Genomic DNA, 13532 nt, shown 5'->3' on the forward strand with positions numbered 1-13532 from the left:
TGAGGAGCCGGAGCCTGAGCTGGTCCGTGAAGACGAGCGGGAGCGGGACGAGGACCTGGCCGTGGAGGAGACCGCGGAGGTCGTGGCCGAGGCGGCCGTGGACGCTGCGCTCGACGACGTCGCCGAGCTCGTGGTTGAGGAGCCGGAGCCTGAGCTGGTCCGTGAAGACGAGCGGGAGCGGGACGAGGACCTGGCCGTGGAGGAGACCGCGGAGGTCGTGGCCGAGGCGGCCATGGACGCTGCGCTCGACGACGTCGCCGAGGTCGTGGTTGAGGAGCCGGAGCCTGAGCTGGTCCGTGAAGACGAGCGGGAGCGGGACGAGGACCTGGCCGTGGAGGAGACCGCGGTGGACGTGGCCGAGGCGGCCATGGACGCTGCGGACGGGCAGGAGCAGGAGGCGGACCTGGAGGAGCGCAGGCAGCGCAGCGAGCCGGACCGGCGTCCGTACGCGGACGTGCCCGATGCCGAGCTCTCCGCGACGCTCGCCTACTACGTCGAAGCGGCCGACGCCGCTCAGGAGCACGCTGCCGCCCAGGAGGCGAGGGCGGAGGAGCTGCGGGCCGCCCTGGAGCCGGGCGGTGCGGTCGAGCGCAGCGTTGCCGAGCGCGCGGCCCGGGTCGAGGCCATCAGGGAGCTGCGGGCGGTGGCCGTGGAGCTGCCTGCCATGGAGGCTGCCGACATCCGGCGGCGGGAGGAGGCTCGGGCGATCGAGGGGCGTCTGGCCGAGACGACGCGCTTCGGACGGCCCGCCGTGCGGGGCGATGACCGGGCCCAGCTGGAGAGCCGTCTGGCCGACCTTCGGGCGGAGCAGGAGCGGACGGCTGGGCAGATCACCGCCCTGCGGCAGCGGCAGGCCGAGGCTGAGCGGAGGGCTGGACCGGAGGCTCAGCACGATGAGGTGCTGGCTTCGTGGGAGCGCAGCGGTGGGTCGCAGGAGGCGGTGCTGGAGCGCACCCTGGCCGCCCGCCGACGGCGTGCCGAGGCCGCGGGCCAGGAGGCGGTGACCGCGCGGAGCGAGGTCGAGCAGCTCGACACGGCCGCGGCCACGGTCCGGCAGGAGATGAACCTCCGCGATGCGCAGCCGTACGAGCAGCGCATCGCGGAGGAGGCCCGGCGTATCCAGGCCCAGCAGGAGGCCGCCCGGCAGCAGGCTCAGCAGCAGTCCGCGCAGCACCCTGGACCTGACGAGCAGCAGAGCCGGGACGGGACCAAGCGGTGATGGAGCCGCACACGGCGGAGGCCCCGGGGAACGATCCCCGGGGCCTCCACTTCATCGACGTGAGCCGTCAGCTCTCCTTCTTCTCTCCGCTCTCCTGGCGGGCGGCCCGCGCCTTGGCGGCGGCCTCGGCCTCCCTGGCCAGTCGCGCCACCTGAGCCTTCGCCGGGTGGGCACGGGGGGCGGTGAGGAACTCCGGCGGCTCGTCGAGCCACTCGCCGAACGCCTCGTCGCCGTCGGTCAGCTGTGGCTTCGGTGACTCCATGTGCGAGGTCTGGCAGCTGGCGCTGTTCAGACGCGGCAGGAACGCGTACAGGTCCTTGATCCACTCGGCTTCCGCTCGCAGGCCCAACTTGGTCGGATCACCCGCGTAGGTGCGGACCCACCCGATGTACAGAGCCGTCAGGTGCTCGACGATCCGGGTGTGTTGGTACCAACACCGAGCGATCTGGTTGCGGAGGTCGTACGTCTTGATCAGCCAGTCCACCCAGAGGGTGAGCTCGCCCAGCCGCTTCTCCCGATCGCCGGGGTCCATGTCGGACCACACCCACCGCTGGGGCGGGGGCGGCTTCTCCTCCTGCGCGTTGGGGGCCTGTGTCTCGGCGGTGGTCTCAGCCATGGTGCGCCTCCAGCGCCGGAGCGTCCGCCTTGTCCAGGGAGACTGGGGACAGCGGACGGGCCAGCCATGCCCGCAGGTCCTCATCCCGCCAGGTCAGCCGCATGTTGGCCCGGATCGGCGGCAGGTTGAAGTATTGGACGATCGAGGTGAATGTGGGGATCTCTCGGAGCTTGTCCACCGGCAGCAGATCGGTCTCCACGATGCCGGTCGACGTCGAGTTGCCCGAGGGGCCGGAGGAGTGGGTCGGACGCTCGATCTGCTCCTTGGAGAAGATGTAGTTGAAGTAGCGCAGGGTGTTGTCGTCCGCCAGACCCGGCAGCAGCATCCGCAGCGTGGATGCGGAGATCACGGTCCGGGCTCCGTCCTGCCCCACCCTGGAAGCCAGCTGGGCCAGGTCGTGCCAGATGGTCAGCATTGCGATGCCGATGCCGCGGCCGGTGGTGAGGGTCGTCGGCAGCTTGGGGTACCGCAGGGCGTTGCCGGCCTCGTCGATGAAGCAGCCCAGGGCCTTCTCCAGCGGCTTGCCGTTCTTCTCGAACCGGTCCTCTGCCGCGTGGATGATCGAGGCGATGATCGAGGTGAACAGGGGCCCGTACCGCTCCGCGTTCGACGGTGAGGCGACGAGGCAGACCGTCCCGTTCTCGTCCAGGAGCTGCTCCGCGCTGAAGTCCGTGCGCTCCGCGACGACCCGGACGTCCTTGTTGCGGTAGACGGCGGCGACCACGTTCAGGGTGAACTGGACGCTGCCGGCGCCGTCATCGTGGAGCTTCAGCCACGGTTGGGCGTAGTCCATGGCGACCTCGGGGTAGTCCGGTTCGAGGATCGAGCGGACGTGGTCGACGGCGTCCTTGCCGAGCGCGAGCCACTCTCGGAAGGCGCGGATGCCGCCCTTGGAGATGTGTGCGGCCAGGAGCAGGCCCGCGAGGATGGCGCGGGCCTGCGCGATCCAGGGTTCGGCTCGCGGGTCGTAGTGCTTTTGGGCCGCGTCCGCCATCCACTCCGCCATGCGCTCGGCGGAATCGGCGTCGCACGCGTAGTCCACCGGCGACCAGTGGGCGGTCGTCCGCCCGCCGGGCAGGCCCGCGGGCGCGATGACCCAGACCGGGCCGAGGGACCGGCGGCTGTTGTAGATGGCCTCCAGGTCTGCGGCCTTGGTGGTGGTGAGGACGCACGGCCCTTGCCACTCGGCGGCGTTGCCCAGTAGGAGGCCGGTCGTCTTTGCGGAACCCGGCGGGCCGAAGGCGATGGCCGACCCGCTCCGCTCGATCACGGCGACGATCTTCTTGGTGTGCTGGCCGCGGCCGGCCGTGATGCGGTCGGGCCGCTCCTGCGGCTTCTCCGGGACGGCCATCTCCAGCTCGGTCTTCCTACCGCCCCACCGGGCGCCGCCCAAGTGGGACTTCCTGCCGCCGAAGGTCCGCAGCAGGAGGGCCGCCGCGACGATCAGCAGGCCGAGGAGGAGGACGGCCACGATCCAGAACGCCCACGTGGGCGGGGCAGGGTCGTACGCCGCGTCGGGCCCGCGGACGACGGTCAGCACGATCGCTTCGGGCAGACTCTTCGTCGGACTGGCCCACCCCCGGCCGGTGACGAGCGCAGCCAGCGGTGCGGCCGCCAGAACGACAGCACTGGCGCTGAGGACGGCACCGAAGCCGATCGCGGCCAAGAGGGTGCCATCGTCCATGCTCTTGTCGCCGGCCACTCAGATCACCATCCTCTCGTCCGTCTCGAACAGCGCCTTCTCCGTGTGGGACAGCAGCAGCTGGACCGCGTGCGATCCGCCGCCCCGGCCCACCTTCCACAAGGCGCGGCCGCGCTGTCCGGCCCCCCAGCTTCCGATCAGCTCGCACTCGGCGTCGGTGAGCCCGATCGCCTCGCGGGTGATGGCGAGGGGCCGGGTGTCCTGCGCCAGCTGGATACGCGTCTCGCACGAGGCGATCAGGTCCTTGGCCATGGACACGGCCTCGGAACCGGCGGCGCCGACGCTTTCGAAGTCCGACAGGCGGTGCGTGGCCAGGAGCTGGATCGTGCCGGTGGCGCGGGAGAGGCGGAGGTCAGCGTCGATCTTCTTGACCATGGCGGCGCCACCGGATCGCATCTGCCGCCACAGCTCATCGCGGACCACGATCCAGGGCCGTTCGCCGGGCCGGTCGATTGCGCTCTGGGCCCAGGAGGAGACACAGGTCAGCACCATCGCCACGGTCTCGTCGCCGTACTGCTCCAGCGCTGAGATGTCGACCGACTGGATGGGGGCGTTCCAGTCCAGCCCGATGCTGGTCTGCTGGTCGAAGAGGCCGCCCAGGTGGCCCGTGATCATCCCGCCCAGTGCGCTGCGCAGCGACTCCATGCGCTCGCGGGCCAGCTGGATGTCGTTGTCCCGGACGCGCAGCTCGCGCGCCATGGCGTCGCTCGGGTCGCGCAGCTTCTCGTAGACCAGGGGAAGCGTGGGCACGCTCAGCTCGGTCTGTCCGTACAGCTGACCGGTGACCTCGCGGACCGCGACGTCCAGGCACTCCTCTTCCTGCGGGCGCAGGTTCCGCCGGAGTTGCAGTTCGAGCAACGCCTTCAGCAGCGTCAGCCGCCTGCGGTGAATCTCCTTGAGGCGGGCCTGGAATACGGCGTTGTCCCTGACCTTCTCCAGGCCGTAGCCCAGCGGACCGGCGTCCAAGGGATTGAGCCGGCCGGGCAGGCCGGGGCCGAGCCGGACCGGGTCGACTCCGAGGTGTTCGCACAGCGACTGGTACTCGCCTTTGACGTCGCCCGCGATCAGCGTCCGGTGGCCCAGGGCCATCATGCGGAAGCAGAGTGCCTTGATGTGCGCGCTCTTACCGCTGCCGGGGATGCCGGTGATCATGACGTTCGGGTTGGTGCACAACCCCTCGCGGACCCATGCGGCGGGGTGCGCTGAGAAAGCTTGCATCGTCAGCGTGTTCCAGCCCACGTAGACGCCGACCGGCGGTAGTGACGAGGCGTGCAGGAAGGGATAGATGCCGGAGGCCCTGTCAGTGTCGGCCCGGAAGACCTCTGCTTTCGCCAGGGAGGCCACGCGCCCGGCGAACGGCTGCGGCCAGCCTTTGCGGGGCGCGATCCGCATCGCGGCTTCGGGGCTTTCCAGCAGGCGGGACCGGCGCCTCTCGCTGGGTGACAGCTGCCGGGGAACCTGCCCGCCATCCGTCTCGTCGAGGAAGTCCGTCAGCCGGGACGCCTTCAGCTTCGTGTCGCCGCTGTCCTTGCGGCCCAACAGTGCCATCAGATACCCACCCTCCGGTTGGGCAGACCCTGTCCGAGCGGCAGTGCGGCGATGGCGAAAGCATCGTCCTGGGCGCCCCAGACCCGGCGGATCTCCAGGCCCGCGGACGACGCGTCCGCCTGGACCTCGGCACAGGCCGTCTCCAGCTCCTCCAGGTCGGTCACTGTGACGGCGAGCAGGGCCGTGAGGCGCACGACGCCGTGACCGCTCGCGCGGGCGACGTCCTGAGCCCGCGCGGTCATCGCCTCGCGGCGCTCGTCCTCGCTTTCCGCCCTGCCGGTCTTGGCCCGCAGCTTCCTCTTCGCCTCTGTCTTGGTCTTCTCCCTCGCCAGTTCCTGGCGGGCCTTGGCCGGGCCGATCGGCTCGTACACCAGGGTCAGGGCCCGCCTGGCGTTGGCACGCGGGCGCAGCAGAGGCTGAAGGAACGTCGCGTACACCTCCGACTGCGGGAACCCGCGGACCTGGTAGCTGACCGTCCAGGCGCCGTCATGCCGGTACAGGCCCCATCCGGCCTCCGTTGCCGCCGGCCCTGCCAGTTCGGGGTCGAGTCCCTTCGCGGAGCCCTTCCAGTTCGGATCGTCCGCCGCGGTGTTGCGAGCAGACAGCGCCAGCTGGGCCTCGGGGTCGAAAGCGGTACGGATCACCTGGGCGACGCCGCGGGGGGTGAGCCACTCCATCACCTGAAGGCCCGCACTCGACAGCGCGCCCGTCATGGCGTTGATCTCCCGAACCAGGACGGCGGCCGCGCCGACCTGCCCGCCGCCGGCTCCCTTGATGGCGAGCCGGGCGCGGGAAGCGGACAGCGTGATGGACAGGTACGTCTCCCGCGTCGTGGCTGTCGGTCCGGCACCCTCCATGAGCTCATCGAGGGCCTGGACGGCCTCAACCGGCGCATCGGGGGAGATGTGCCGCTCCGTCCAGGAACGCAGGGCCGCCCCGTCGTCCGGGAGCGAGCGCTGATGGACGGAGATCCGGGTGATAGCCCCGTCCTCCTTGCAGTGGCCGCGAAGGAACGCGGCCCAGCCCTTGACGCGCGCGTTCTGCCGCTCAGTGTCGATCAGAGCCAGCCCGGGGAAGGTGACGCGGCAGATGGCGGTGTAAGTCTGCTCGGCCGGGGCCGGGTTGTGCATGATCCCGATCTTGCCGCCCAGCCCGTCCGGGGCCTCCAGCAGGTGCAGCCGGGCGAGCCGGCCGGGGAGGTCCATGGGCTGGCTGCCGTCCTTGTCGCGGGGCGCGAACACCCCGCTGAAGAACAGGTTCTTTGAGGTTGCCACTGCGATCTGATGCCTTACTGCGAGGACGATCCACTCATCTGCCGACAGGCCGAGTACGCGGCCGTATGCGAGCACGAGCAGGAGAAACGCCAGGGGCAGGGCGATGAACGCCGAGCTCCAGGAGTGGGTGTAGAAGGGGCTGGCGGCGATGATCGCGGCCGCCGCGACCAGCACGAAGCCAAGCCCGCTCAGGTTGCCCATGAAGCCGGATCGTTCGGCCTGCCATCCGCTGTAGAGGGCGGGTTCGGTCTGAGACACAGCTCATCAGCTCCCTTCGGATGACTGGGTGGGAGGCTGGGGCGGACGCCCAGAGGGTGACGTCGGAGGCTCGCTCTCCTGCCGGGGGGAAGGGTCCGCTGGCTTGGCCGCCGTGGGCGCGGGTGCTTCTTCGCCTCCCCGGCGGGGCGGGACCACGACGTGGCGGCCGCCCTGGGCACCGTGACCAAGACCGGCGTTGGCGGCTGCGTTCTGGAAGGCGCCTTCGGAGATGTCCTTGCCCATCGCAGCCAGCTGAAGGCCGACGCCGGCAGCGCCGCCCACCTTGGAGGCGAAGGAGCCGCTGCCGCGGCCCTTCATGGCCTTGGACCAGAAGCCTCCACCTGAGGAACCCCCGTCGGCCGCAGTCGAGTTCTCGCCCTCCAGGGCCTTGGTGTAGTTGGCGCCGCCGCCAGCCGTACCCGCGCCGCTCAAGGCGGGCTGGTTACCTCCGAAGAGACTGGACACGGAGCTGCCGACGCTGCTCATCATCCCGGAAGCCGCGCTGTTGCCGTCGCCGTTGCTGGTGATCACGATGAACTTCGCCAGGACGGGCCAGGCGGTACCCGCGACAATGAAGATGATCAGACCGACGATGACATTGCGGACGCCATCGCCGTGGGCCATGGCCGAGAAGCCGATCGAGAAGCAGATGACGATCACTGGCTTCATCAGGATCAGGGCGATCAGCGCGTTACGGGCCTTCGGCCACCAGTCCTTGGTGGCGTCGGACATCTGACCGGCGAGGGCCAGGGGCAGCATCGTGACGAGGATCATGATGCCGGCCTGGCGGACCAGCATCTCCACCCACAGCGCACCGATCGCCAGAAGGCACAAGATCGAGATCACGATCACGAATCCGACGGCGGTCGGGCCGATTCCGCTGCCCGTGATGAGCGCGCCGGCCGCCGTGCCACCGGCGCCCGTCCCCACCAAGCCCGAGAAGAGCGTGCCGAGCTGCACCTGCATCGCGTGGGTGGCATCGTCGGAGGTGCTACCGCCCTGCGCGAAAGTGTTGTTGATCAAGGCCGTGGAGAGTGTGTCTGACCAGTCGAGTGCCGCCTGAGTGGCGAAGATGTAGACGCTGAGGACCGCGGCCCACTTAACCAGGCCGACGATGGCGGTGGCCGCTGGTCCGCCACGCTGGGAAACAGCGACCTTTCCGAACTGCATCAGCATCATGAAGGCCGCGACGATGAGCGAGAGTCCCCAGGTGACACTGAGCACCGGGCCGATCCCGGTCGAGGCCAGCTTGATGGTGGAGATGCTGTTGAATGCGTCCGCGAACTGCTTCAACAACCAGACCACAGATTGGCCGAGGGCTTCGGCAGCCTCCTTCAGTGCGTTGGCCGCAGCCTCACTGATCTTCCCCATCACCCAGTCGACCGGGGTCTTCGCGGGCGGAGGCCACTTACCGATCGCCTCCTCCTTGCACTCCGAGAAGGACTTTCCGTCCTTCTCGACGCACTTGGTGAGGAACGCCTTGATCTCCTTGAAGTGCGGCTGGTTCACATCGGCCTGGGCCAGCCACCGGTTCAGTTCGTTTACCTCGTAGGTGTGCTCTTCCTTCGGGTCGGAAGAGCCTTCACCGATGCAGACGTGGGTGCCGTCGTCCGGGAAGTCCTGGCAGTCCTCGGGTGCCCGGCAGTCCGCGCGCTTCTTTGGGTTCGGGTCGTCCTGGTCGCAGTATTCGCCGGTCGTCTTACTGATGCCGACCCGTTCACCGTGACTCAGCTCAGGCGGGTATGGCTCCGGCGGCTTCGCGCCGGCGAGGGCTATCGACGTCCCCGACACCATCAGGATCAGCAGGGCCGCCAGCAGGGTTCCAAGGCGTGCAAGACCTCTAGCCATCGGAGACCTCCCGCCAGCCCTGCGCGAAGGCGTACTTGCTGTCCGGGTCATAAGCGACTGGTCCCTTTACCTTCGAGGTGTATTTCGCTTCCGTGGTGACCTTCCAGTCGCCGGATTCCCACTTCAGGATCAGATGGTCGGTCTCGTCACGCAGTGGGTTGTCGTCGGCGCCCTTGTCGCGAACCGAGGCGTAGCGGTCGTAGGACATCCATACGTCCACGACGTCGCCGGTCGAATCGAGCGAGCGGGCCAGGACGGCCTTCACGTGGGTAGAAAAGGTGACGTTGTCAGGGCTGCCTCCCGAGGGAGGCAACCCCACTGCCTCCCTCAGCTTCCGTACCTCGCTGACGCCCTGGTCGGCAGTCGCAGACGTATCCGCGATGGCGGCCCATTGCTTCTGCGCGGTCACGTCGTCCAGAAGGTCGAGGTCCTGCCAGTAGGACACTGCGGCCGAAGTAGCCCCAAGAGACGAGTGCTCGAACCCAGTTCCGATGCCGTTGGTGTGCGTCGTCGGCTTGAGTAGCGGGACACGGCGAGCGGTGGCCGGGGTGTAGGCCAGGAGCCCCGAGGTAGGTGACGAGCTGGGGGTTGCGCTCGGAGAGGTGTCTGCGTGGCTCTTGGCGGGCGTTCCGCCATCTCCCAGGTTGGTGACGACCAACGTGCCACCGACTGCCAGGGCGGCCACGACAGCGACACCGATGCCCACGAGCCGCAGCCGTGCCCGGCGGGCCTTGCTCTCGAAGTCAGCCATCACTTCCCCGACGCCATGCTGTAGAAGGACCAGACCAGGCCGGAGGTCACGGCGATGCCGACAGCTGCCACGACCGACCAGACGATGGCGCTCTTGCCGCGCGCGGCGAGCGTCGCGCGCTCGCTGTTGTGTCCGATGGCCGTCATGGCCCAACCGGACAGGCCGCCCAGCACGCACAGGGACAGACCGCCGCCTGCGGTGTAGCCCAGGATCTTCCCGGTGGGCGTCTGGAGCGTTGAGGGAAGTGTCGGCTTGAAGTCGGGAATAGCCGGCGAGTCGCCTGCGAGCGTGAGGAAGTCGTGCGTGGCCTGGAGCAGCTGGCTCATGTGAGTACCCCTTCAGGAGCGGGTTGGGCTGGTGGAACTGGAGTCTCGGCAGCGGGGCTGACGGGCAGCGCCGCAGGGATGGGAGCGGGCGGCAGGGGATCACCCCAGGCGGCATGTGCCGCGGCGAGGACCGCGGTCGCCAAGGTGGCGCCGGCCTCGACCGTACGGCGACCGAGGCGATCGGCCTGCCCCATCCCATGGGTGCGGATATGGGCGTCGAAGGGCACGGTCACCACGGCTGACACCTGGGACTGAAGCATCGTCGCGGCCGCCTTCACCGGCGGAGGCAATCGGCCCTCTCCCGGCACGGTCAGGGCCACAACCGTGCGCCCGAGGGGAAGGCCCTCGGCCGCCGCGGCCTTCACAGCCGTCTGGAGAGCGGCTACTCCCGGGCCGGTTGCCAGAGTGGACAGCACCGGCACCGCGAACGGCAGCGAGCACCAGGCCGCGGTCTGCCCTGCATGGCCGCTCGCGCGTGCGGTGACGATGTCATGCGCCATCGGGTGCGCCGTATCCGCCACTACTGCCTGCCACCCGCCCCCCGCCGCGAGCTGGTACCAAGCCGCCGGGGCCGATGGCAGGGGCAGCTCTCCGTGGTGCCAGTCCCGGTGATCGGTGAGTACGCCCCAGGGGCCGACGGGCCCGAGCATCTGTGAGGCGGCAGCCTGTGCCTGGGTACGGGTGAAGGGCGCGTCCGGAGGCAAAGAGGCCAGGCCGGCCCCGGGCTCCGTCGGCCATGCTGGCCACGGGGAGGCGAGGCGGGGGGCCGTATCGAGCACCACGCTGCTTCCCATTGAGGCGAATGAGCAGGCCATCAGGCCGGCGGTCGTTGACCTCCCGCTGCCACCTGTGGCACCCAACACCGGTACGACAAAACGGACTTGGCCGGGCAACGTCACGGCCGGTTGTGCTTTCTTAGCCAACGCTCCCCCGCATTGCAACTGTAATGGTCCCAGTGGTCACGCGATGTGAACGCGTGTCCGAAAGTCTAAGCCGGGCATGTGTCACTCCAGTGGTGCCCGTGATGTGGCCGCCGTGTCAATTCCTTTATGTCCCACACGAGTTGAGTGCTTACCTACCTTTAACGACTGTTTGTGCCGGTCTGTTGCGCCTCGCGTGGGTGACGCGTCCGTGATCCGCGTTACTTCCTTTGGGCCCGGAAATGCCATGTGGCAATGTGACGTTGAGTCGCCAGGGGGTCGCAGTGCTCAACCTGCACCCCAGCCGTGCCAGGTGAGCCCCCATGAGGCGACGCGTTCGTGGCCGAGACACATTGGCAAGGGGGAGCGGCTTGAATGCCAAACGGGGGATCGCGATTCTGGCTGCCGTTTTCGTCCTCAGCCCGCTGGCCCTGGGCATCGGCATCATCATGCTCATCGCCATGAGTGACGACGACAACAACGGCGCCGCGGCCGCCAACTTCAGCTCCGGTGCGCTGCGGGTCGGTAAGGGGTATGTCCCCGCGCAGTATGCCGCGCTCATTGAGAAGGCTGCCGCTGACTGCGATCAGGGGCTTCCCGCCGGTGTTCTTGCCGCCCAGCTCCAGCAGGAGAGCAACTTCAACCCCGACGCGCAGTCCAAAGACCCGGTGACGCATAAGCCCATCGCGGACGGCATAGCCCAGTTCATACCGAGCACCTGGGCGGTTGAGGGCGTCGACGGCAACGGCGACGGCAAGAAGGACGTGTGGGACCCCGAGGACGCCATCCCGGCGCAGGGGCACATGATGTGCGGGCTGCTCAAGACGGCGAAGCAGCATCCTGGGTACAACGGATCGCCGATCGAGCTGGCCCTGGCCGGTTACAACGCCGGGTGGGGTGCGGTCGACAAGTACCAGGGAGTGCCGCCCGCGTCCTTTGCCGGCGGACAGACGTACGACTACGTCAAGATCATCATGTCCAACGTCGACAAGCTCACCGCTCCTGATACCTCGGGCACCCCGGAGACGTCTGGAGACTGGAGCCTTCCGGTGAACGCGCCGCTCGGCACCCCGTACCACGCCGAGGGCGGGGAGTGGGCGAGCGGCTACCACACCGGCCAGGACTTCCTCGCCGCCCTCGGAACTCCCGTCCACGCCGTGGGCCCCGGCAAAGTCGTGGCGGCCGGGTGGGGCGGAGCGTACGGGAACCAGATCGTCATCCGGCACGCCGACGGCATGTACAGCCAGTACGCCCACCTCAGCAAGGTCGAAGTGTCCACCGGCGACACAGTCAGCGGCGGTCAGGTCATCGGCCTGTCGGGCGAGACCGGCAATGCTTTCGGCCCTCACCTGCACTTCGAGATCCGTACCGGGCCCGACTACGGCAGTGATGTCAGCCCGCTGCCCTACCTGCGCAAGAAGGGCATACACATCTGATCCGCCGCAGCCAGTCGGCGCCATTCACCAGCAAGGAACAAGCCTGTGCACGAACCGCACTTCCACCCCTGGGGGACTGTGACCCCCGACTACTGGTCCACCGCCGCCCCGGCCCGGCCCGATGCCCAGCCTGTGACGGCGTCCGTCGCGCGGCAGACGGCCCCGAGCGCAGAACAGCCTCCGCACGCACCCGTGACCAAGGAAGCAGAGCCTGTGCAGCCCAACCCGGCGGCGGCCGCGGCCACCACGCAGAACTCCGTTCCCGCGCAGACGACTGAAGCGACCGCCGAGGCGGCCCTGCCGCAGGGTTTCCAGGAGCGCATCGCCTCGGTCACCGCCGCCTTCAACAGCCCCGAGAACCGCGAGGGCCTCGCTGCTGCCGGAGTCGAAGCGGAGAAGTTGGACCAGGAGCTCACCGAGCAGTTCGGGCAGCAGCACACCTACACGATCAACATCCGCGAACTCCGCGGCTGGCTCGCGTATCTCGCAGGCGACCCGGCGACCGCCGCCCGCTGGTACCTGCACACCACGGGCCTCCAGATCGGCCTGCATGGTCCTTCCCACGAACAGACCCAAGGGTCCGTGCGCCGGGCGGTGCACACCTGGCAGCAGATCACCGACCCCGCGGAGGTGGTCCAAATCGGCCAGGATCTCGCCAAGGTGACGGCCGCAGTCCTCGGCGAGAGCAGCGATGTCGCCCGCTACGTCCAAGCCCGTATGAACGCCAAGCAGCAGCCGCAGCAGTAGCAGACACCGCGTGAGAGGACCCCCAGCCGAACGGCCGGGGGTCCTCTCGCTGTCTTGGCGAAATCCCAACTGGGCGCGCATCGCCGAGAGATGACGGGCTTGACGCTTGTCGGGGTTTCCCGACAAAGTCTGTCGGGAAACCCCGACAAGATGGCGGAGGGATGCCCCGTGACCACGTACAGCGCCAGCTATCCGGGGGACCAGCTGGAGATCAAGAAGGTCTCGCTGGACCCCGAGACGATGACTCCCGACACCGTCCTGATGGAGCCGGTCAGCGTCGCCGGCCCCACCGTCTACTGGCCCGACGGCACTACCTCGCACGTCCTGACCTTCAAGGGCGGCCATTCCTCCTGGACGATCGCCGACGAGGCGGAGACCGCAATCGCCGCGCTCGAAGCCATCCAGAGCGGAGAGGAGATCGGCAGGGAGCTGCTCCAGGCGTACGTGCGAGGCGTGCGACAGCTGGAGATGCGGCTGACCGCCCTGAAGGAGGAACTGCTGCTCTACGCCCGGGAAACAGGGCCCAGCGGCAAGGCGCGGCTGACCTTTCGGGAACTCGGTGACGAGCTGCGCCAGCACCACAGCACCGTCGCCGAGCGCCATCAGCGCATCATCGATGGCGACACCGCCGACTGGCGTCGTTGGGTCACCCAGAACACCGAGCGCGCGACCCTCTACGCCAACGGAGGGGAGCCACCCCGGACCCCGGAGCCGCAGCGCGAGCACGAGACCGGAGTCTTCGACAACGAGGAGCCGGGCAAGGTCCTGGCCCGCTGCCGGTGCGGCTGGTCGGGCCCGGCCGGGACCAACACCGTGACCGCCTCTCGCCAGGGCAAGGAGCACGAACTGAACCCGCTCGACGCGTGAAACCCCGGGGCTGCCGACGG

General features: G+C 68.8%; 11 protein-coding genes and 1 pseudogene. 4 read left to right on the plus strand and 8 right to left on the minus strand.

Features of this window, described 5'->3' with window-relative positions; genetic code table 11:
- Window positions 1-1219 (plus strand): annotated as a pseudogene (locus AB0D93_RS34260) (hypothetical protein); the annotation flags it as partial.
- 67 nt (window positions 1220-1286) lie between these two features.
- Here AB0D93_RS34260 and AB0D93_RS34265 read toward each other — a convergent pair.
- The 8 genes from AB0D93_RS34265 to AB0D93_RS34300 are packed head-to-tail and all read right to left on the minus strand — an operon-like array spanning window position 1287 to window position 10042.
- On the minus strand, window positions 1287-1835 hold the full coding sequence (locus tag AB0D93_RS34265) for a hypothetical protein (RefSeq protein ID WP_362128128.1): 549 nt from the start codon (window positions 1833-1835) through the stop codon (window positions 1287-1289).
- On the minus strand, window positions 1828-3537 hold the full coding sequence (locus AB0D93_RS34270; protein WP_362128131.1) for a type IV secretory system conjugative DNA transfer family protein: 1710 nt from the start codon (window positions 3535-3537) through the stop codon (window positions 1828-1830). The genes AB0D93_RS34265 and AB0D93_RS34270 overlap by 8 nt, the downstream gene beginning before the upstream one ends.
- Window positions 3538-5085 (minus strand): type VI secretion protein, encoded by a 1548-nt coding sequence (locus AB0D93_RS34275; protein WP_362128134.1) that lies wholly within the window; start codon window positions 5083-5085, stop codon window positions 3538-3540.
- Entirely contained in the window at window positions 5085-6617 is a 1533-nt protein-coding gene (locus AB0D93_RS34280) for an SCO6880 family protein (protein WP_362128137.1), read from the minus strand. The genes AB0D93_RS34275 and AB0D93_RS34280 overlap by 1 nt, the downstream gene beginning before the upstream one ends.
- A gap of 6 nt (window positions 6618-6623) precedes the next feature.
- Entirely contained in the window at window positions 6624-8465 is a 1842-nt protein-coding gene (locus AB0D93_RS34285; protein WP_362128140.1) for a hypothetical protein, read from the minus strand.
- Window positions 8458-9216 carry a hypothetical protein gene (locus tag AB0D93_RS34290; RefSeq protein ID WP_362128143.1) on the minus strand — a complete coding sequence of 253 codons (759 nt, stop codon included), beginning with the start codon at window positions 9214-9216 and terminating at the stop codon, window positions 8458-8460. The genes AB0D93_RS34285 and AB0D93_RS34290 overlap by 8 nt, the downstream gene beginning before the upstream one ends.
- Window positions 9216-9542 carry a hypothetical protein gene (locus AB0D93_RS34295; protein ID WP_362128146.1) on the minus strand — a complete coding sequence of 109 codons (327 nt, stop codon included), beginning with the start codon at window positions 9540-9542 and terminating at the stop codon, window positions 9216-9218. The genes AB0D93_RS34290 and AB0D93_RS34295 overlap by 1 nt, the downstream gene beginning before the upstream one ends.
- On the minus strand, window positions 9539-10042 hold the full coding sequence (locus AB0D93_RS34300; RefSeq protein WP_362128149.1) for a hypothetical protein: 504 nt from the start codon (window positions 10040-10042) through the stop codon (window positions 9539-9541). The genes AB0D93_RS34295 and AB0D93_RS34300 overlap by 4 nt, the downstream gene beginning before the upstream one ends.
- Window positions 10043-10833: 791 nt before the next feature.
- Between AB0D93_RS34300 and AB0D93_RS34305 the strand changes: the two genes are divergently transcribed.
- The 3 genes from AB0D93_RS34305 (at window position 10834) to AB0D93_RS34315 (ending at window position 13512) form a co-directional block, all read left to right on the plus strand.
- Window positions 10834-11898, plus strand: coding sequence for a peptidoglycan DD-metalloendopeptidase family protein (locus AB0D93_RS34305; protein WP_362128152.1), 1065 nt, complete (start codon window positions 10834-10836; stop codon window positions 11896-11898).
- Between the two features lie 45 nt (window positions 11899-11943).
- Window positions 11944-12645, plus strand: a complete 702-nt coding sequence (locus tag AB0D93_RS34310; protein WP_362128155.1) for a hypothetical protein — start codon at window positions 11944-11946, stop codon at window positions 12643-12645.
- Window positions 12646-12813: 168 nt separating this feature from the next.
- Window positions 12814-13512 (plus strand): hypothetical protein, encoded by a 699-nt coding sequence (locus tag AB0D93_RS34315; RefSeq protein WP_362128158.1) that lies wholly within the window; start codon window positions 12814-12816, stop codon window positions 13510-13512.
- The last annotated feature ends 20 nt before the right edge of the window (window positions 13513-13532 follow it).

The sequence above is a fragment of the Streptomyces sp. NPDC048191 genome (assembly GCF_040652655.1).
In the GTDB taxonomy this organism is placed as follows: Bacteria; Actinomycetota; Actinomycetes; order Streptomycetales; family Streptomycetaceae; genus Streptomyces.

What these genes read in the sequence shown, in the direction of transcription:
- AB0D93_RS34265 (WP_362128128.1), bottom strand. Translation starts at nt 1,835, where the DNA reads ATGGCTGAGACCACCGCCGAGACACAGGCCCCCAACGCGCAGGAGGAG.
- AB0D93_RS34275 (WP_362128134.1), bottom strand. Translation starts at nt 5,085, where the DNA reads ATGGCACTGTTGGGCCGCAAGGACAGCGGCGACACGAAGCTGAAGGCG.
- AB0D93_RS34285 (WP_362128140.1), bottom strand. Translation starts at nt 8,465, where the DNA reads ATGGCTAGAGGTCTTGCACGCCTTGGAACCCTGCTGGCGGCCCTGCTG.
- AB0D93_RS34290 (WP_362128143.1), bottom strand. Translation starts at nt 9,216, where the DNA reads ATGGCTGACTTCGAGAGCAAGGCCCGCCGGGCACGGCTGCGGCTCGTG.
- AB0D93_RS34295 (WP_362128146.1), bottom strand. Translation starts at nt 9,542, where the DNA reads ATGAGCCAGCTGCTCCAGGCCACGCACGACTTCCTCACGCTCGCAGGC.
- AB0D93_RS34300 (WP_362128149.1), bottom strand. Translation starts at nt 10,042, where the DNA reads ATGGCGCATGACATCGTCACCGCACGCGCGAGCGGCCATGCAGGGCAG.